The sequence below is a fragment of the Streptomyces sp. IBSBF 2435 genome, from assembly GCF_036815005.1.
Taxonomy (GTDB): domain Bacteria; phylum Actinomycetota; class Actinomycetes; order Streptomycetales; family Streptomycetaceae; genus Actinacidiphila.
The window spans coordinates 125,720-143,972 of record NZ_JAJSYW010000001.1 but is presented as its reverse complement, the minus strand read 5'-3'; the positions used below and the strand labels follow the sequence as shown (position 1 = coordinate 143,972).

Annotated in this window: 18 protein-coding genes; 7 read left to right on the top strand and 11 right to left on the bottom strand. The window is 73.0% G+C overall.

What is annotated here, in order from left to right; genetic code table 11:
• Window positions 1-33: 33 nt before the first annotated feature.
• Genes V7E46_RS00640 through pdhA form a run of 3 tightly spaced genes read right to left on the bottom strand, consistent with a single transcriptional unit; the run spans window position 34 to window position 3,625 of the window.
• The gene (locus V7E46_RS00640) at window positions 34-1,497 is read right to left on the bottom strand and encodes a dihydrolipoamide acetyltransferase family protein (RefSeq protein ID WP_333766540.1); all 1,464 of its coding nucleotides are present in this window, start codon (window positions 1,495-1,497) and stop codon (window positions 34-36) included.
• Entirely contained in the window at window positions 1,497-2,528 is a 1,032-nt protein-coding gene (locus V7E46_RS00635) for an alpha-ketoacid dehydrogenase subunit beta (RefSeq protein WP_333766539.1), read from the bottom strand. The genes V7E46_RS00640 and V7E46_RS00635 overlap by 1 nt, the downstream gene beginning before the upstream one ends.
• Window positions 2,525-3,625 (bottom strand): pyruvate dehydrogenase (acetyl-transferring) E1 component subunit alpha, encoded by a 1,101-nt coding sequence (gene pdhA / locus V7E46_RS00630; protein WP_333766538.1) that lies wholly within the window; start codon window positions 3,623-3,625, stop codon window positions 2,525-2,527. The genes V7E46_RS00635 and pdhA overlap by 4 nt, the downstream gene beginning before the upstream one ends.
• 181 nt (window positions 3,626-3,806) lie before the next feature.
• On the opposite strand from pdhA, the gene V7E46_RS00625 reads away from it, so the two are divergent.
• A complete protein-coding gene (locus V7E46_RS00625) occupies window positions 3,807-4,289 on the top strand; it encodes an Lrp/AsnC family transcriptional regulator (RefSeq protein WP_329176781.1) in 483 nt (160 codons plus the stop codon).
• Window positions 4,290-4,499: 210 nt separating this feature from the next.
• Here V7E46_RS00625 and V7E46_RS00620 read toward each other — a convergent pair whose 3' ends face one another.
• Both V7E46_RS00620 and V7E46_RS00615 read right to left on the bottom strand, forming a co-directional pair.
• Window positions 4,500-5,087: a TetR/AcrR family transcriptional regulator gene (locus V7E46_RS00620; RefSeq protein ID WP_333766537.1), complete on the bottom strand. Its 588-nt coding sequence runs from the start codon at window positions 5,085-5,087 to the stop codon at window positions 4,500-4,502.
• Complete coding sequence (locus tag V7E46_RS00615; protein WP_333766536.1) at window positions 5,084-6,607, bottom strand: 3-hydroxyacyl-CoA dehydrogenase; 1,524 nt, start codon at window positions 6,605-6,607, stop codon at window positions 5,084-5,086. Before V7E46_RS00615 ends, V7E46_RS00620 begins: the two co-directional genes overlap by 4 nt.
• A gap of 166 nt (window positions 6,608-6,773) precedes the next feature.
• Here V7E46_RS00615 and paaN point away from each other — a divergent pair, with 166 nt between their 5' ends.
• Window positions 6,774-8,456: a phenylacetic acid degradation protein PaaN gene (gene paaN, locus V7E46_RS00610; RefSeq protein WP_333766535.1), complete on the top strand. Its 1,683-nt coding sequence runs from the start codon at window positions 6,774-6,776 to the stop codon at window positions 8,454-8,456.
• A gap of 23 nt (window positions 8,457-8,479) precedes the next feature.
• On the opposite strand, the gene V7E46_RS00605 is transcribed toward paaN, so the two are convergent.
• The 3 genes from V7E46_RS00605 to V7E46_RS00595 are packed head-to-tail and all read right to left on the bottom strand — an operon-like array spanning window position 8,480 to window position 11,404.
• Window positions 8,480-9,286, bottom strand: a complete 807-nt coding sequence (locus V7E46_RS00605; protein ID WP_333766534.1) for a TrmH family RNA methyltransferase — start codon at window positions 9,284-9,286, stop codon at window positions 8,480-8,482.
• A gap of 49 nt (window positions 9,287-9,335) precedes the next feature.
• Window positions 9,336-10,742 (bottom strand): HTTM domain-containing protein, encoded by a 1,407-nt coding sequence (locus tag V7E46_RS00600; protein ID WP_443053918.1) that lies wholly within the window; start codon window positions 10,740-10,742, stop codon window positions 9,336-9,338.
• Complete coding sequence (locus V7E46_RS00595) at window positions 10,739-11,404, bottom strand: DUF5819 family protein (RefSeq protein ID WP_333766533.1); 666 nt, start codon at window positions 11,402-11,404, stop codon at window positions 10,739-10,741. Before V7E46_RS00595 ends, V7E46_RS00600 begins: the two co-directional genes overlap by 4 nt.
• 226 nt (window positions 11,405-11,630) lie before the next feature.
• On the opposite strand from V7E46_RS00595, the gene paaA reads away from it, so the two are divergent.
• The 5 genes from paaA to V7E46_RS00570 are packed head-to-tail and all read left to right on the top strand — an operon-like array spanning window position 11,631 to window position 15,266.
• On the top strand, window positions 11,631-12,689 hold the full coding sequence (gene paaA, locus V7E46_RS00590) for a 1,2-phenylacetyl-CoA epoxidase subunit PaaA (protein WP_333766532.1): 1,059 nt from the start codon (window positions 11,631-11,633) through the stop codon (window positions 12,687-12,689).
• Complete coding sequence (paaB, locus tag V7E46_RS00585; protein ID WP_329176794.1) at window positions 12,686-12,988, top strand: 1,2-phenylacetyl-CoA epoxidase subunit PaaB; 303 nt, start codon at window positions 12,686-12,688, stop codon at window positions 12,986-12,988. The genes paaA and paaB overlap by 4 nt, the downstream gene beginning before the upstream one ends.
• Window positions 12,985-13,686 carry a 1,2-phenylacetyl-CoA epoxidase subunit PaaC gene (gene paaC, locus V7E46_RS00580; RefSeq protein WP_333766531.1) on the top strand — a complete coding sequence of 234 codons (702 nt, stop codon included), beginning with the start codon at window positions 12,985-12,987 and terminating at the stop codon, window positions 13,684-13,686. The genes paaB and paaC overlap by 4 nt, the downstream gene beginning before the upstream one ends.
• The gene (gene paaD, locus V7E46_RS00575; RefSeq protein WP_333766530.1) at window positions 13,680-14,204 is read left to right on the top strand and encodes a 1,2-phenylacetyl-CoA epoxidase subunit PaaD; all 525 of its coding nucleotides are present in this window, start codon (window positions 13,680-13,682) and stop codon (window positions 14,202-14,204) included. The genes paaC and paaD overlap by 7 nt, the downstream gene beginning before the upstream one ends.
• Window positions 14,205-15,266 (top strand): 2Fe-2S iron-sulfur cluster-binding protein, encoded by a 1,062-nt coding sequence (locus V7E46_RS00570; protein ID WP_333766529.1) that lies wholly within the window; start codon window positions 14,205-14,207, stop codon window positions 15,264-15,266.
• 48 nt (window positions 15,267-15,314) lie between these two features.
• On the opposite strand, the gene V7E46_RS00565 is transcribed toward V7E46_RS00570, so the two are convergent.
• The 3 genes from V7E46_RS00565 to V7E46_RS00555 form a co-directional block, all read right to left on the bottom strand.
• Window positions 15,315-15,647: a rhodanese-like domain-containing protein gene (locus tag V7E46_RS00565; RefSeq protein ID WP_329176802.1), complete on the bottom strand. Its 333-nt coding sequence runs from the start codon at window positions 15,645-15,647 to the stop codon at window positions 15,315-15,317.
• A gap of 103 nt (window positions 15,648-15,750) precedes the next feature.
• Window positions 15,751-16,578: a hypothetical protein gene (locus V7E46_RS00560; RefSeq protein WP_333766528.1), complete on the bottom strand. Its 828-nt coding sequence runs from the start codon at window positions 16,576-16,578 to the stop codon at window positions 15,751-15,753.
• Window positions 16,575-18,104, bottom strand: coding sequence for a DUF2252 domain-containing protein (locus tag V7E46_RS00555; protein ID WP_333766527.1), 1,530 nt, complete (start codon window positions 18,102-18,104; stop codon window positions 16,575-16,577). The genes V7E46_RS00560 and V7E46_RS00555 overlap by 4 nt, the downstream gene beginning before the upstream one ends.
• Between the last annotated feature and the right edge of the window lie 149 nt (window positions 18,105-18,253).

Below are 18,253 nucleotides of genomic sequence, written 5' to 3'. Positions count from 1 at the left end.
GGCCGCCGCGGGGCTCGGCCGGGGGTTCGCCGCTCACACTGCGGCGAGCAGCACCGCGGGCTGCTCCACGCAGTCCGCCACGAGCCGCAGGAATCCGCCCGCGGTGCCGCCGTCGCACACCCGGTGGTCGAAGGTGAACGACAGCTGCACCACCTGCCGTACGGCCACTTCGCCGTTGTGCACCCACGGCTTGGCGGCGATCCGGCCGACGCCGAGCATGGCGGCCTCGGGGTGGTTGATGATCGGCGTGGAGCCGTCGACCCCGAAGACCCCGTAGTTGTTCAGCGTGAACGTCCCGCCGGTCAGGTCCGCGGGCGTCAGCGACCCGGTCCTGGCCGCCTCGGTGAGCCGGGAGATCCCGGCCGCGAGCGCCGTCGTGGTCATGGTGTGCGCGTCCCGCAGCACGGGCACCACGAGGCCGCGTTCGGTCTGCGCCGCGAAGCCGAGGTGCACGGCGGGCAGCCGTACGATCTCCGACTTCTCCATGTCCACGGTGGAGTTGAGGTCCGGGTAGCGCGCCAGGGCGGCCGTCACCACCCGGGCCAGCAGCGCGAGCACGGAGATCCGCCGTTCGCCCGAGGCGTTCATCGCCGCCCGGGCGGAGAGCAGTTCGGTGGCGTCGGCGTCCACCCAGCAGGTGGCGTCGGGGATCTCCCGGCGGCTGCGGGCCAGCTTCTCCGCGACGGTCCGGCGTATCCCGCGCAGCGGCACCCGCTCGGCGCCGTCCTGCGCCGCCGCTCCGGACGGCGCCGGGGCCGCTGCGGTGGCCGCCGGGGCCGGGGCGGCGACAGCGCGCTCGACGTCGGAGCGCAGGATCAGCCCCTCGGGACCGCTGCCGGCCAGCCGCCGCAGGTCAAGGCCGTGCTCCCGGGCGATCCTGCGGACCAGCGGCGAGATGACGGCCACCGGCCCGGCGTCGAGGTCCGCCTGGCCGTCGCCGGCCGCCGTACCCCTGCTGGTCGCCGCACCACCGCCGGCTGCCGTACCGGGACGGACCGCCGCACCGGAACCGGACGCCGTACCGCCGCTGGCCGCCGTACCGGCGTTGACGGGCGTGCCGCCCCCGGGCGCTGTGGCGCCGTCGGCTGCCGGGCCGCCGCCCGCGGGGCGCGCCGCCCGGACACGCTGCCGGCGTCGCGCGACGGCGGCGCCGGTGCCGTATCCGACCAGGACATTGCCCGAGCCCTGCCCGTTCGCGCCGGCGGCACCGCTGCCGCCGTCCGGGGAGGCCGGCGGCGCGCCGTCGGCGGCGGATCCGACCGCGACGGTGACCAGCGGGCGGCCCACCGCGAGGGAGTCGCCCTCCTCGCCGAAGCGGGCGGTCACCACCCCGCCATAGGGGCACGGCACTTCGACGACCGCCTTGGCCGTCTCCATCTCGACCACCGGCTGGTCGACCGCGACCACCTCGCCGACCTGCACCAGCCAGCGGACGATCTCTGCCTCGGTGAGCCCTTCCCCGAGGTCGGGAAGGGTGAATTCGCGCACGACGGCCATCAGTCCTCCTCCCACTGCAGTCGGCCGACGGCGTCGAGGATGCGGTCCACGCCTGGCAGATGGTGCCGTTCGAGCATCGGCGGGGGGTAGGGGATGTCGAATCCGGCGACCCGCAGGACGGGCGCTTCCAGATGGTGGAAGCAGCGTTCGGTGATGCGCGCCGCTATTTCCGCGCCCGCGCCGCCGAAGCCCGACGACTCGTGGACGACGACCGCCCGCCCGGTGCCGCGGACGGCCGCGGCGACCGTCTCCTCGTCGAAGGGCACCAGGCTGCGCAGATCGACCACGCCCAGATCCCAGCCCTCCTCCGTGGCCGCCTCCGCCGCCTCCAGGCACACCGGCAGCGAGGGGCCGTAGGTGATCAGCGTCGCCGTACGCCCGGCTCGCCGCACCACGGCCCGCCCGATCGGCGCCACGGCCGCCGGCTCCTGCGGCGACCAGTCGGCCTTCGACCAGTACAGCCGCTTCGGCTCCAGGAAGATCACCGGGTCGTCGGAGGAGATGGCCGCCCGCAGCAGCCCGTAGGCGTCCTCGACGGTCGCCGGGGTGACCACGTGCAGGCCGGGGGTGTGCAGGTAGTACGCCTCCGAGGAGTCGCTGTGGTGCTCGACGCCGCCGATGCCGCCGCCGTAGGGGATCCGTACGGTGAGGGGCATCGGCAGCGCCCCGCGGGTGCGGTTCCGCATCCGCGCGACATGGCTGACCAGCTGCTCGAACGCCGGATAGGCGAAGGCGTCGAACTGCATCTCCACCACCGGGCGCAGCCCGTACATCGCCATGCCGACGGCGGCGCCGAGGATGCCGGCCTCGGCGAGCGGGGTGTCGGTGCAGCGGTCCTCGCCGAAATCCCTGGTCAGCCCGTCGGTGATGCGGAAGACGCCGCCCAGGGCGCCGACGTCCTCGCCCATCACGTGCACCGCCGGGTCGGCGGCGAGGGCGTCGCGCAGCGCCTGGTTGAGCGCCTGCGCCATGGTCGCGGGTTTGCGGGTGGGTGCGGTGGCGCGGTCCGCGGCCGTGACGGCGGTGGTCATGACTGCCGCTCCGCTTCCATCTCGGCCCGCAACTGCTCGGCCTGCGCCCGCAGTTGCGGTGTCGGCTCGGCATAGACGTGGGCGAACAGCTCCATCGGGTCGAGCCGCGGGTCCTCGTGCATCCGCTCGCGCAGGTCGGCCGCCATCGTCTCGGCGTCGTCCAGTGCGCGCTGCCGGTCGGCGTCGTCCAGCAGTCCGCGGCCCGTCAGCTCCCTTTCCAGCAGCTCGACGGGGTCGTGCGCCCGCCAGGCCGCGACCTCGGACTCCTCCCGGTAGCGGGTGGCGTCGTCGGCGTTGGTGTGCGCGTCGATCCGGTAGGTGACGGCCTCGACCAGGGTGGGGCCGCCGCCTTCGCGTGCCCGCCGCAGCGCCTCGGTGAGCACCTGGTGCACCGCCGCCACGTCGTTGCCGTCCACCAGCCGCCCCGGCATGCCGTAGCCGACCGCCTTGTGGGCGAGGGTGGGAGCGGCGGTCTGCTTGGCGAGGGGCACGGAGATGGCGAAGCCGTTGTTCTGCACCAGGAAGACCACGGGGGCGCGCCAGACGGCCGCGAAATTGAGCGCCTCGTGGAAGTCGCCCTCGCTGGTGCCGCCGTCGCCGACCATGGCGAGCGCGGCCACCGCGTCACCGCTGAGCCGGGCGGCGTGCGCGAGGCCGACGGCGTGCGGCAGCTGGGTGGCCAGCGGGGTGCTGAGCGGTGCGACCCGGTGCTCGCGGGAATCGTAGCCGGTGTGCCAGTCGCCGCGCAGCAGTGTCAGTGCCTCGACGGGGTCGACCCCGCGGGCGACGACAGCGAGGGTGTCGCGGTAGCTGGGGAAGAGCCAGTCGTCGGGCCGCAGTGCGAGAGCGGCGGCGATCTCGCAGGCCTCCTGGCCGGTGCTGGACGGGTAGACGGCCAGCCGGCCCTGCTTGGTCAGGGCGGTGGCCTGCCGGTTGTAGCGGCGGCCGCGGACAAGCTGCGCGTACAGCCTGCCGAGCAGCGCGGGGTCCAGGTCCGCGGCGGCGGGGGTGCCGAGCAGCCGGTACGGCTCCGGATCGGGCAGCAGCGGCGCGGCGTCGGCGCGTGGCCGCCAGGCGGGGGTGTCCAGCACGGTCATCGCGAGCACCTCCTTGTGGTCGGTGACCAGAGCAATCGGTAGCGCGAGCGGGTTCCGCTCTCCCTACCGATTGTTCGGTCGCCGGAGGCATTTTGGCTACGGGGTGGTTCCGCCTGTGGACAAACGGTTCTGCACAGCCTGAGATGGAGCCAGTACGTCCATGGTAGGGAGCTTGCGGGGGATGGCGAGAGAACAGATGGCCGACGAGGAGCCGACGGTCCGACCTCTGGACCCGATAGACCGCACGATCCTGCGGCTGCTTCAGGAGGACGGCAGGGCCTCGATACGGTCAGTCGCCGAGCGGGTGCACGTGTCCCGGGCGAACGCCTACGCCCGGATCAACCGGCTCATCGACGACGGGGTGATCCGAGGTTTCACCGCCCGGGTGGACCACGAGCGGGCGGGGCACGGCGCCTCGGCGTACATCACTCTCAAGATCGTCCAGAATTCCTGGCGGACGGTGCGGGAGAAACTTGTCACCCTTCCGGGTGTCGTCCACATCGCGCTGGTGAGCGGCGATTTCGACGTACTGCTCCTGGTGCACACCGTCGACAACCGCAGCCTGCGCGAGCTGGTGCTCACCCGGCTGCAGTCGATCGAGGAAGTGCTCAGCAGCCGGACGCTGCTGGTCTTCGAGGAGACCGACCTGGTGGTCGGGAACTGACCGGCGTGCGGACGGGTGTGCGCGGCTTCGGGACGCGCCGACCAGCCGCACCGTGCGGGTTCGACTGTCCGGGTGACAGGCGGCCGGAACCCTGGACCCGGGCAGCCGACCGGTCGGCCGCGGACACGGCTGGATGGCGCCGGTGATCGACGGTCGGAGCCGTAGTCTGGACCAATAAACGGGCGCCGGCGGGCCCGGTGCGGACGCGCTCTACGCACGCAGCCCGTCGAAGGCCAGCCGCACCACGGCGTCGGCGACCTGTTCGCGGTCCAGCGCCCCCTTCGCCGCCGGGCGGTACCACTCCACTATCGAGTTGATCATCCCGAACAGCAGCCTGGTGGCCAGCCTCACCTCGACGTCCGCCCGCAGATCGCCCTCCGCCACGGCCGACTTCAGCAGTTCCGCGACCCGCTGGTCGAACTCCCTGCGGCGCTCCATCGCCCACCGCTCGGTCGTGGTGTTCCCCCGCACCCGCAGCAGCAGGGTGACGTAGGGGAGTTCGTCCATGAGCACGACGGCCGTGCGCCGGATGACGTACTCCAGCCGCCGCACCGCGGGACCGTCCCCGGCCAGGGGCTGGTCGAGGATGCCGAACAGTCCGTCGAGCGCCCGGCCCACCGCCCTGTTGAGCAATTCCTCCTTGCCCCGCACATGGTGGTAGATCGAGGATTTCGAGATTCCCGCCGCGCGCGAGAGGTCCTCCATGGACGTGCCGTCGTAGCCGCGCTCGTTGAAGACCTCCACGGCCACGGCGAGCAGCGAATCCGGCGTATAGGTGTCGCGCTTCGGCATGGTCATGAGGAGATCACACCTCCGGCCGCGTCCGCACGCCGCCTCAGCTCCCGGCAGGGTGCGTAGCGTCCGGTGGGACAGCTCAGGTGCAGCACGTCCAGGAGATCCCGCACATAGGCCGCGGAAATCCGCTCGCACCATTCCAGCGGACCCAGCGGATAGTTGACGCCCAGCCGCATCGCAGTGTCGACGTCCTGGGCGGAGGCGATCTGCCGGGAGACGGCGTCGGTCGCGAGATCGGCCAGCATCGCGACCGTCCGCGCCACGATCAGACCGGGCACATCGCCGACGACGCTGACCTCCTTGCCCAGCGCCTGGAAGAATCCCACCGCCGTGCCCACGGCGTCGGCATGCACCCCGTCGCAGGGCGCGACGGCGATACGTGAGGCGGTGCGGTAGTCCAGGGCGAGGTCGAAGCGGATCCCCGGCTCGGGCATGGGGTGTCCGTCGGCCAGCCGCAGCGGGGTGCCGTCGGGCAGCGCGATCACGCCGGACCCGGCCGGCTCCTCCTCACGGACCTCGATCCCGGCCTCGCGGGCGAGCCCGGGCAGCGCCTCCGCGGGCCCGAGGTCGCCGCGCACCACGATGTACGGCGGCGCGAGGGCGGGCTCCGCGGTGTGCGGCGCCGGTTGCCCCACGGTGCCCGCGCCGCCCGCGTCCCGGGCGTAGTCGAACCAGCCGCGGCCAGTCTTGCGGCCGAGCCGCCCGGACTCGACCAGCCGGCGCTGGGCCAGCGACGGGGTGAACTTCGGGTCGTGGAAGAAGGCCTCCCAGACCGACCGGGTGACCGCCTCGTTGACGTCCTGGCCGATCAGGTCGGTCAGCTCGAAAGGACCCATGGCGAAGCCGCCGCATTCACGCAGGACCGCGTCGATGGTCGCGGGATCGGCGGCGCGCTCCTCGTACACCCGCAGGGCCTCGGCGTAGAAGGGGCGGGCGATGCGGTTGACCAGGAAACCGGGGGTGTCAGTGCAGCGCACCGGCGTCTTGCCCCAGGCTTCGGCCGTGTCGCAGGCGGTGGCGACGGCCGAAGCGTCGGTGGCGGCACCGGCGACCACCTCGACCAGCGGCAGCAGCGGGGCCGGGTTGAAGAAGTGCAGGCCGACCAGCCGCCCCGGCAGCCGCAGCGCGCCCGCGACGGCGGTCACCGGCAGCGAGGAGGTGTTGGTCGCCAGCAGGCAGTCGTCGCCGACGACCGCCTCCATCTCGGCGAACAGCGCCTGCTTGACGACCAGGTCCTCCACGACGGCCTCCACGACCAGCACGGCCCCGGCCAGATCGGCGCTGCTCTCCGCGGGAATGAGCCGGGCCAGCGCGTCCTTGACGTCGGTCGCGCCGATCCGGCCCTTGGCGACCAGCCGGTCGAGGCGGCCCGCCACGCCATCTGCCGCGACCTGGGCGCGGCCGGGGACGGCGTCGTGGAGCAGCACCCGGTGGCCGGCGAGCAGCGCGACCTGCGCGATCCCCTGGCCCATGGTGCCGACGCCGACGACGGCCACAGTGCTGTTGCGGTCAAGTGCGGTCACGCTGTCCACGACTCCTCGCCGGTGCTGGCCCGTTTCCTGCCGGGCCTGGCGCGGCTCCGGCGGACTTTTCCACAGGTCGGGTTTTGCGCCCTTGTCCCGACCGAACATTCGGTTAATCTAGCGGTGTCCCCTCCACGCAGCCCAGCTCGACGAGGAGTTGGTCCCATTGTCCGCCGATCTCTCCACCCAGTCTCTGGCCGAGCGCCATCGCGGCACCCTCGACACGGCGCTGGACACCATCAGGACGCGCGCCTACTGGTCGCCCTACCCCGAGCACCCCAAGGCGTATCCCGATGCCGACCAGGGCAGGGCCGCCTTCGAGGCGCAGCTCGGCCATCGCTTCGCCTTCGCGACCGCGCAGCCGGGCACCGACGAGTGGACCGGCGACGAGCGCTCGCCGTACGGCCAGGAGCTGGGCGTGCAGTATCCGCACCCGGATCCCGATGTGCTGCTGCCCGTGATGCGGGCCGCGATGCCCGCCTGGCGGGACGCGGGACCCGAGGCACGCGCCATGGTGTGCCTGGAGATCCTGGCCCGGATCAATGCGCGGACGCACGAGTTCGCGCTCGCGGTGATGCACACCTCGGGCCAGGCCTTCACGATGGCCTTCCAGGCGGGCGGCCCGCACGCGCAGGACCGCGGCCTTGAGGCGGTGGCGTATGCGTACGCCGAGCAGATGCGCACCCCTGGCACCGCCGAATGGGTGAAGCCGCAGGGCAAGCGGGATCCGCTGCATCTGCAGAAGTCCTTCACCGCCGTGCCGCGCGGCATCGGCTTGGTGATCGGCTGCAACACCTTCCCCACCTGGAACGGCTATCCGGGCCTCTTCGCGTCGCTGGCCACCGGCAATGCGGTGCTGGTCAAGCCGCACCCGCGGGCCGTACTGCCGCTCGCGCTGACCGTCGGCGCGGCCCGTGACGTCCTGGCCGAGGCGGGCTTCTCGCCCGACCTGGTCTGCCTCGCCGTCGACCGGCCGGGCGAGGGCCTGGCCAAGACGCTTGCGGTGCGCCCCGAGGTCCGCATCGTCGACTACACCGGATCGACCGCCTTCGGCGACTGGCTGGAGGCCAACGCCCGCCAGGCGCAGGTCTTCACCGAGAAGGCCGGGGTCAACACGGTGGTGGTGGACTCCACCGACGACTACCGCGGCATGCTGTCCAACCTGGCCTTCTCCCTGTCGCTGTACAGCGGCCAGATGTGCACCACCCCGCAGAATCTGCTGATTCCCCGGGACGGCATCGGTACGGAGGCCGGACCGCGGACGTACGACGAGGTGGTCGCCGACCTCGCCGCCGCGGTGGAGCAGCTGCTCGGCGACGACACCCGGGCCAACGCCCTGCTCGGCGCACTGGTCAATCCGGACGTCAAGGCACGGCTGGACGCCGCCCCCGGTATGGGCGAGGTCGCGCTGGCCTCGCGCGAGGTGGCCCATCCCGACTTCCCCGACGCGGTCGTCCGCACCCCGGCACTGGTCAGGCTGGACGCCGCCAAGCCGGACGCGGAGGCGGCGTTCATGGCCGAGTGCTTCGGCCCGGTCGCCTTCGCCGTGGCCGTCGACTCCACCGCCGCCGCGCTGGAGCTGCTGCGCCGGACGATCCGCGACCACGGCGCCATGACGGTGGGCGGCTACACCGTCTCGGCCGAGGTGGCGGAACAGTTGGAGGAGGTCTGCCTGGAGGAGTGTGCGCAGCTGTCGCTCAATCTGACCGGCGGGGTGTACGTCAACCAGACCGCCGCCTTCTCCGACTTCCACGGCTCCGGCGGCAATCCCGCGGCCAATGCGGCGCTGTGCGACGGGGCCTTCGTCGCCGGCCGGTTCCGGACGGTGGAGGTGCGCCGGCCGGCCTGACCGGCGCCCCGCGGGAGGTCAGGTCAGGGACGTCCGGGGACCAGCGGGGAGCCGGAGGTGGCCGACCAGTGATAGAGCGTCATACCGACGCTGGTGGCCAGGTTGTAGCTCGACACCTGGGGCCGCATCGGCAGCGAGACCAGTGTCGTGGCCCGGGCGCGCAGGTCGTCCGACACGCCGCGCCGTTCCGAGCCGAAGACGATCAGCGCGTCGTCCGGCAGCTCGGCGGCACGGATGTCCTCGCCCTCCGGGTCGAGGACGTGCAGCGGCCCCGGCGGCAGCCCGTCCGGGGTCGTACGCTCCACGGCCGTCGCATAGTGCAGCCCGGCGCCGGCCCGTACGGCGTTGGGGTGCCAGGGGTCCAGGTCACCGGTGGTGACGACGCCGGTGACGCCGAAGCCGGCGGCGAGCCTGATCACCGCCCCGACATTGCCGAGGTTGCGCGGGCGGTCCAGGACCACGACGGGCGCCCGCCGGGGCAGCGCGGCCAGCGCGGCCGTACCCCCGTCCCGTGCGGGCCGGGCGGCGAGCGCGGCCACCGCGGTGGGGTGGACGCGGGTGACCAGTTCGCGCAGTGCGGCGGCCGGGATCTCGGTGACGCGCTCCGCGAGGTCCGCGGTCAGGTCGGGTGCGAGGTCGGCGGCGAGCCGCAGCACGGCGTCCTTGTCACTGCTGACCGCCACATGGACGTCGGCGCCGAAGCGCAGGGCGTGCTTGAGGGCGTGGAAGCCGTCGAGCACGACCGTGTCCGGGTCCGCGGCATGCTCGTGCCACCGCCGTAGGGCTGACCCCGCCCCGGTCGGCCGGAGTACGGCCTGCTCGTCGCTCATGGCGCCAGCCTACGGCGGGGCTCGCCGTAGGCCGGCGTACGGGGCCGGGTCAGGTCAGGGCCTCGGTGGGCGGCGGTCCTGCCGCGGGATGCCCGCCGTTCCCGTCCGCAGGCCGCTGCCCGGGCACCGCCGGGGCCCTCGGCGGTGTCTTGGGCCCCCGCAGCAGCTGTGCGATCCGCCCGCCCAGCCAGCGCAGGAAGCCGGTGGGCAGGAAGACGGCGTCGGCGGCGATCATCGCCAGCGAGAAGAAGGGCAGGCCCAGCACGATCGCGATCGAGGCGTGCTCCAGCATCATCGCCACCAGCAGCACGTTCTTCACCCGGCGGTTGAAGAGGGTGAAGGGGAAGGCGACCTGCACCATGACCGTGCCGTAGGTGATCAGCATGACCATCAGCGAATTGCCCGCCAGCGCGTGCGACAGGCCGGGCCACGGGGTGAAGTCGTCCAGGTGCAGCGGATAGTAGAGCGCGGTGCCGTCCTCCCAGCGGCTGCCCTGGATCTTGTACCAGCCGGCCGTGGAGTAGATCAGGCAGACCTCCACGACGATCACCAGCATGGCGCCGTTGTGGATCACGTTGGTCATGATGTCGAGCACCGTGCGCGGCTCACCCGGCGCGTAACGCCGTACCGCCCACCACAGCGCCTGGATCAGCAGCCCCGCCCACAGGGCCACTTCCCACTCGGTGCTGAGCTTGTCCATCGCGGTGGCCACCACCAGGGCGGCGCCCAGCAGCGTCCACAGCGCGATCCCCGCCGGATCGACGCCGGGGCTGCGGACGGCCAGGCCGTCGTCGGCGGCGTGGGTCCCGCTCGCCGCGGCCGCCCGCGCCTCGGCCTTGGCCTCGGCACGGGCCGCGAGGCGCCGGTCGAGCGACCAGACCTGCCCGCAGCGGGTGAAGACCAGGTAGATCGCCATCAGATGGACGACGTTGTCGCCGCCGTCGCCCATGAAGACGCTGCGGTTCTGCAGCGAGAGCACACCGATCATGAAGAGCACCGAAGCGGTCCTGGTGCGCCAGCCCACCAGCAGCATGGCGCTGCTGACGACGGCCACCGCGTAGACCAGCTCGAACCAGCCGCGGCTGTCGCTCCACAGCAGCGCGGTGAAGGCGTGGTTCCCGGCGACGAGCCGCTTGGCCAGGCCGAAGCTCCACGAGCTGTCCGGGCCGTACAGCTCGGAGCGGTGCGGCCACTCCCGCAGCAGGAAGGCCAGCCAGGTCAGCGCGAAGCCGATCCGTACGATCGCGACCTGGTAGGGGGCCAGGGCGCTGCCGGTGACCCTGGCCAGGCCCTGGGCCATGCCCCGGTCGAGCGCGCGGCCGAGCCCGGCGAAGGGCGAGGCGGCCGGCAGGGCGCCCTGGGCGTGGCTGCCGACGGCTGCGTCAGCCACGCCGGCGGTATCCGTGGAGTCGGCGGGGTCCTCGGCGTGCGCGGCCGGGGTGCGGGAATCGCTCACGAGGTCTTCTCCTGCCCTGCCGGCGCGGTGGTGGCGGTCCACCACGGCAGCTCCCGGTATTGGGTGGTGGTGTCGATCGACTCACCGCTCCAGGACGGCCTGGCGACCGCGGTGGTGGCGGCTCTGGCCTGGATGCGGACGACCGTGCCGCCGTTGAGCGTGGAGCCGAGGCGCTTCGCGAGGATGTTCTGCAGATACGTGCTGCTCAGGTCGCTGCCGTTGCCCGCGGTCGGCTGGTTCTGGTCGTTGTGCGTGTCGGTGTAGTAGCTCCAGGCCCGGCGCAGCTCGTTCTGCTCGGTGTGGCTGGGCAGCAGGTTGTGCCGCATGTCCGCCACGTCGATCGCCGTCATGTCCACCCAGCCGGTGGTCTGGGTGCTGCCGTCCGGCTTGCGGACCTCCGCGCGGGCCTGCACGTGGTTGTTCTGCTGCACCGGGTCGGGTGCGAACAGCTTCCAGTTCTGCTCGAACTCCGGGTAGATGTAGTCGTTGACCGCCGTGGCGTGCTGTTTGCTGAGCGTGTTCGACGGCGCGACATGCAGGAACACCATGCCGAGATGGAGGAGCGCTCCCACCGCGACCACGCCCACGGTCACGGCCACCGCTATTCGGGCGGGCAGCGACAACGTCGCCACCTGGGGCGATGCCCCCTGCACTGACTGCATCGTCTCTCCGCTCTCCGCGCCGGGCACGCCTGCCGGGCAGCACGCTACCCACCCGGGGGTCCGGCGGTGACCTTACCGAGTTATCCACAGGTGACGGAATGGCTTGACACCCCCACGGCGAGCCACCGACCATGGAATGGACCGAACGATCGGTCGGTCGGCTGGTGAGGCCGGCCGGTTGTCCGGTCGACCGATGACGGCTCGACCGGGCAGAGGAGGGGTCCGCATGACGACAACGGCACAGGCGACGGCGACCGCCAGGGACACGACGGCACTGGGCGGGACACCGCGGTCCGGCGGACCGGCGGCCGGCCAGGAGGCGCTGGCCGCGGCCTTCGACGCGGCGGTGGCCGACGAGGTGCGGATCGAACCGCGGGACTGGATGCCGGACGCCTACCGCGACACCCTCGTCCGCCAGATGGCCCAGCACGCCCACTCGGAAATCATCGGCATGCAGCCCGAGGCCAACTGGATCACCCGGGCGCCCTCGCTGCGGCGCAAGGCGATCCTGATGGCCAAGGTCCAGGACGAGGCCGGGCATGGGCTGTATCTCTACAGCGCCGCCGAGACCCTCGGTGTGAGCCGGGACGAACTGCTCGACAAGCTGCACGCCGGCCGCCAGCGCTATTCGTCCATCTTCAACTACCCCACCCTGACCTGGGCCGACGTCGGCGCGATCGGCTGGCTGGTCGACGGCGCCGCGATCACCAACCAGGTGCCGCTGTGCCGCTGCTCCTACGGCCCGTACGCCCGGGCGATGGTGCGGATCTGCAAGGAGGAGTCCTTCCACCAGCGGCAGGGGTACGAACTGCTGCTCACCCTCAGCCGCGGCACCCCCGCCCAGCACGAGATGGCGCAGGACGCGGTGAATCGCTGGTGGTGGCCCTCGCTGATGATGTTCGGCCCGCCGGACGACGAGTCGTCGCACTCGGCCCAGTCCATGGCCTGGCGCATCAAGCGCCATTCCAATGACGAACTGCGGCGGCGCTTCGTGGACATATGCGTCCCGCAGGCCGAAGTCCTCGGCCTGGCCCTCCCCGACCCCGGCCTGCGGTGGAACGAGGCACGCGGCGGGTACGACCACGGTCCGATCGACTGGGCCGAATTCCAGGACGTGCTGCGCGGCAACGGGCCGTGCAACCGGGAAAGGCTGGAGCGCCGCCGCACCGCCCACGAGAACGGCGCCTGGGTCAGGGACGCGGCCGCCGCCTACGCCGCCAAGCACAGCGCCACCGGGCACACCGCGGACAGCGGCGCCGCGGGACAGCGGGAGGGACAGGTATGAGCGGGCAGCAGCAGCCGGGCGGCGAGTGGCCGCTGTGGGAGGTCTTCGTCCGCAGCCGGCGCGGACTGAGCCACACCCACGCGGGCAGCCTGCACGCGCCCGACGCCGAGATGGCCCTGCGCAATGCGCGGGACCTCTACACCCGGCGGGCGGAAGGCGTGTCGATCTGGGTGGTGCCGTCCACCGCGGTCACCGCCTCCTCCCCCGACGAGAAGGACCCGTTCTTCGAGCCCGCCGCCGACAAGCCCTACCGCCATCCGACGTTCTACGCGATCCCGGAAGGGGTGAAGCACCTGTGACCGCCGCCCTCGCGCTCGGCGACGACGCGCTCGTGCTGGCCCAGCGGCTGGGGGAGTGGGCCGGGGACGCCCCCGTGCTGGAGGAGGACGTCGCCCTCACCAACATCGCCCTCGACCTGCTCGGCCAGGCCCGCACCCTGCTCTCGCTGACCGGCGACGAGGACGAGCTGGCCTTCCGCCGCGAGCCGCACGAATTCCGCAATGTGCAGCTGGTGGAGCGGCCCAACGGCGACTTCGCCGACACCATCGCCCGCCAGCTGTACTTCTCGGTCTACCAGGAGCTGCTCTACGCCGCGCTCGCGGACGGCGACAGCGACCTCGCGCCGCTGGCCGCCAAGGCGGTCAAGGAGGTGGCCTACCACCGCGACCACGCCGAGCAGTGGACGCTGCGGCTAGGCGACGGCACCGAGGAGAGCCACCGCAGGATGCAGCGCGCCCTGGAGGACCTGTGGCGGTACACCGGCGAGCTGTTCGAACCGCTCGAAGGACTCGCAGTGGACCTGCCCGCCCTGCGCGCGCCCTGGCTCGCACGGGTCGCGGACACGGTCCGGCGGGCCGCCCTCGACCTGCCGCAGGGGGCGGACCGCACCCCGTGGGCGGCGGGAGCGGGCCGGCAGGGCGTCCATACCGAGGCGTTCGGACGGCTGCTGGCCGAGATGCAGTATCTGCACCGCGCGCACCCGGGGGCGACATGGTGACCGCGAGCGCGCTGGAGGAGGAGCTGCTGCGGCTGGTCGGCGAGGTACCGGACCCGGAGCTGCCGGTGATATCGCTCGCCGAGCTGGGCGTGCTGCGCGGCATAGAGGTCACGGGACCAGGCAGGGTGCGGGTGGAACTGACCCCGACCTGGACCGGATGCCCCGCCCTGGACACGATGGCCACCGACATCACCAGGGTGCTCACCGAGCACGGCATGTCCGAGGTCTCGGTGCGGACCGTCCTCGCACCGGCCTGGACCACCGACGCGATCAGCCCCGAGGGCCGTCGCAAGCTCGCCGAGCACGGGGTCGCGCCGCCCCGCCCCGGCGCGGGCGCCGCCCGTAAGGCCGCCACCGGCGGCCGGCCGCAGCCGGTGGCCGTGGATCTGGCGGTGCGCTGCCCGCACTGCGGTTCCACCGACACCGTGCTGCTGAGCCGCTTCTCGTCCACCGCGTGCAAGGCGCTGCGCCGCTGCGAGTCCTGCCGCGAACCGTTCGACCACTTCAAGGAGGTGTGAATGTTCCATCCGCTGCGGGTGGCCGAGGTCCGCCCGCTCACCGACGACTCGGTGACCATCGCCTTCGAGGTCCCCGAGGAGCTGCGGCCCGCGTACCGGTACGCGCCGGGCCAGCACATCGCCGTCCGCCGCCGGGTGGACGGCGCCGAGATCCGCCGCACGTATTCGCTGTGCGACCCGGTCCCCGCCGCGCCGGGCCCGGGGCCGAGCACGCTGCGGGTGGGGGTGCGCCTGGTGGAGGCCGGGGAATTCTCCGGCTACGCCCTCAAGGAGCTGGCCGCCGGGGACGTGCTTGACGTGATGACGCCCGCCGGGCGGTTCGTGCTGGAGCCGCGGCAAGGCCGCTTCGCCGCAGTCGTCGGCGGCAGCGGGATCACCCCGGTGCTCTCCCAGATCGCCAGCGTGCTCGACCGCGAGCCGGGCGCGACCTTCTGCCTGGTGCGCAGCGACCGCACCGCCGCGTCCACGATGTTCCTCGACGAGGTTGCCGACCTGAAGGACCGCTGGCCCGATCGCTTCCAGCTGGTGCCCGCGCTGTCCCGCGAGGAGCAGCAGGCGGGGCTGCCGTCCGGGCGGCTCGACGCGGACCGGCTGGCGCTGCTGCTCCCCGCGCTGCTGCCGGTCGCGGCGGTCGACGGCTGGTATCTGTGCGGGCCGCTGGGGCTGGTCGGTGCGGCCGAGCGGGCTCTGCGGGCGCTGGGCGTGCCGCGCTCCCGGGTCCACCAGGAGATCTTCCACGTGGACGAGGCGCCAACCCGCGATCGCGCGACGGCGCCGATACCCGGCGGCGGTACGGTCCGGGCCACGCTGGACGGCCGCGCCGGCAGCTGGGCCTCGGCGGACGGCGAGAGCGTGCTGGAGACGGTGCTGCGCAACCGGTCCGACGCGCCTTACGCCTGCAAGGGCGGGGTGTGCGGGACGTGCAGGACCCGGCTGGTGTCGGGCGAGGTGCGGATGGACCGCAATTACGCGCTGGAGCCCGAGGAGACCGAGGCGGGCTACGTCCTGGCCTGCCAGTCGCACCCGGTCACACCGGTCGTCGAGGTCGACTTCGACGCCTGACCGGCGAACGTGACCGGCGGGAGGGACCCGCCAGTCACGCCGGAGGACTCAGAGGACGTAGCCGTCTGCGCCGTCGCCGGTGACGACCGGGCGGCCGGCGGCCTCCCAGTCGAGCATGCCGCCGCTGACGTTGACGGCGTCCCTGCCCTGGCCGATCAGGTACTGCGTGACCTGCGCGGACCGGCCGCCGACCCGGCAGACGACATGGATCAGCCCGTCCTCGGGCAGCTCACCGATCCGGGCGACGACCTCGCCCATCGGGATGTGCAGCGCGCCTTCCGCATGCCCCGCGGCCCACTCGTCGTTCTCCCGGACGTCGAGCAGGACCGCGTCGGCCGGTACGGCGGTGGCGTCCACCGCGGGCAGCTGGGAACGGAACATCGGGCGCGGCCTCCTGGGGACACGGGGTACGCGGTCCGCGCGCCGGCGGGACCGCTGACTTGCGACGCCCGCGGGACGCGCGGGCGACCTGGCAAAAGCTACCTCAACCGCCCGAGGTGTCCCGGACCAGTTCCGCCAGCCTGGCCTCGCGCTGGGCGACCTGGGTGAGCAGCTGCTCGGCGATCTCGTTGAGAAGCGCGTCCGGGTCGTCCGGGGCGAGCCGCATCATCTGCCCGATCGCGCTCTCGTCCAGCTCCGCGGCGATGGCCGACAGCTTCTCCTTGCGGTCGGCCAGCCACTCCAGCCGGGCGTACAGCACCTCGGCCTCGCCGGGCAGGTCGGCCAGCAGCACCGGCCCTGCGTCCCACTCGGCGGACAGGGCACGCAGCGCGTCCTCGTCGGCGTAGGCATAGGCCTCGTTGACCCGGGAGATGAAGGCGCTGCGCCGCTCCTTCTCCTCGTCGTCCTGGGCGAGGTCGGGGTGCGCCTTGCGGGCCAGCTCGCGGTAGAGCCGCTGGGCCTCCTTGCCGGGCCGGACCCGGCGCGGCGGGTTCGGGTCCTCCACCGGGCGTACGCCGTCGGAGCCCAGCAGCCCGCCGAACAGCTCCTCCACCCCCGGCATGGGCATGACCAGCGCGCGGGCCTCCCAGGCCCGCTCGATGTCCGCCCGGTCGCCGCTGTGGGCGGCGACGGCTTCCGCGACCAGCGCGTCCAGCTCGTCCAGCCGCGCGTACATCGGGCCGAGCCGCTGGTGGTGCAGCCGGGAGAAATTCTCCACCTCGACCCGGAAGGTCTCCACGGCGATCTCGAACTCGATCAGCGCCTGCTCGGCCGCGCGCACCGCCGCCGCCAGCCGCTCCTGCGAACCAGGAACGGACGCCGCGGCGGCGGCTGACGCGGCGGCGGACTCGGTTCCGAAGGTGTTCGTCACCCGGACAGCCTAGGCCCTGTCCCGGAGATCGGGCCGATCACCGGGCCGCAGGCGGCCCACTCCTGGTACGGCCCGGGAGCCGCCGGCCTCGGCCGGCCAGCTGGTTCCGGCCGGCCCTCGAAGTCCGCGGGCAGCCGCCCGGCCCGTACCGCGGCCAGCAGATCGGCGTGGTCGGCCTCGGTCCTGTCGGCGTAGGCCACCGCGAAGGCCGCCATCGCCTCGTCCAGTTCCTCGTTCTTGCCGCAGTAGCCCGTCACCAGCCGTGGATCCGCGCTGTGCGCGTGGGCCCTGGCCAGCAGCGCGCCCGTCATCCGGCCGTAGTCGTCGAGCAGCCCGGACGGCAGCGTCGCCGGGTCCACGCTCCCCTTGCGGTTCCTGAACTGCCGCACCTGGTACGGCACACCGTCCACCTCGGTCCAGCCGAGCAGGAAGTCGCTGACGACCTGCATGCGCTTCTGGCCCAGCACCACCCTGCGGCCCTCGTGGTCCACCGGTTCGGCGGGGAAGCCGGCCTTGGCGGCGTGGGCCGGCAGCGCCGACGCGCGGGCCTCCTTGACCTGGAGCAGCAGCGGCTCGCCCAGGTGGTCGAGCAGCAGCACCACGTACGACCGGGTGCCCACGCTGCCCGTGCCGACCACCCGGAAGGCGACATCGTGCACGGCGTAACGCGCCAGCAGCGGCAGCCGGTCCTCGCCGACCGTCCGAAGATAGCCGTCCAGCGCGCCCGCCACCGCCGCGGCCTCCGCGTCCGGGATCCGCCGCAGCACCGGCGGGGCGTCGGTGAAGCGCCGCGCGCCGCCCTCGATCGGCTCGGTGGAGCGCGCCGCGAATTTCGCGCTGGTGTTGCGCCGGGCCTTCGCCGACACCTGGTCCAGCGTTCCGGCCAGGTCGCGGGCCCCGGCGTGCGCGACCAGCTGTTCGTCGGCGATGGCGCTCCACGCCTCGTGCACCGGGAGCTTCGCCAGCAGCCGCGTGGTCCGCCGGTACGCGCCCACCGCGTCGTACGCCGCCGCCCGGCAGATGTCGTCGGCCGCGCCGGCCTCCCGCCCGGCCAGCACCAGCGAGGTCGCGAGCCGCAGCAGGTCCCACTCCCAGGGGCCGCGGACGGTCTCGTCGAAGTCGTTGATGTCCATGACCAGGCCGCCGCGGGCGTCACCGTAGAGCCCGAAGTTCGCAGCGTGCGCGTCACCGCAGATCTGGGCGGCGATGCCGGTCACCGGGCTGTCGGCGAGGTCGGCGGCCATCAGCCCGGCCGAGCCGCGCAGGAAGGCGAAGGGGCTCGCCGCCATCCGCCCGACCCGCAGCGGGATGAGTTCGGGTATTCGGCCCGCGTTGGACTCCTCGACGGCGGCGACCGCGGCGGCCGTGCCGGAAGCGGAGCCGCCCCTGTCCTGCCAGGTCCATCCCCCGGGGCGGCCGAACGCCGTCCGCGGCAGCCGCTCGCGCAGCGCCTTCCCCCTCTGCTTCGCCGAATTCTCGTGCGGCCAGCGGGCGAATCCCGCCACCTGCGGCACTCGTGCGTGCACCGGTCGTCTCCCCCTCACGATTGCCCGCGTCAGCGGACATCCCGTCAATTTCCCCACTGCGGGGGCTAATCCGGCTAATCGGTCGTCCCCGCGGACCGATCCGTGCTTGCCTTGAGTTCAGGACCCTACTCAGCGGCGAACCGCAGGTG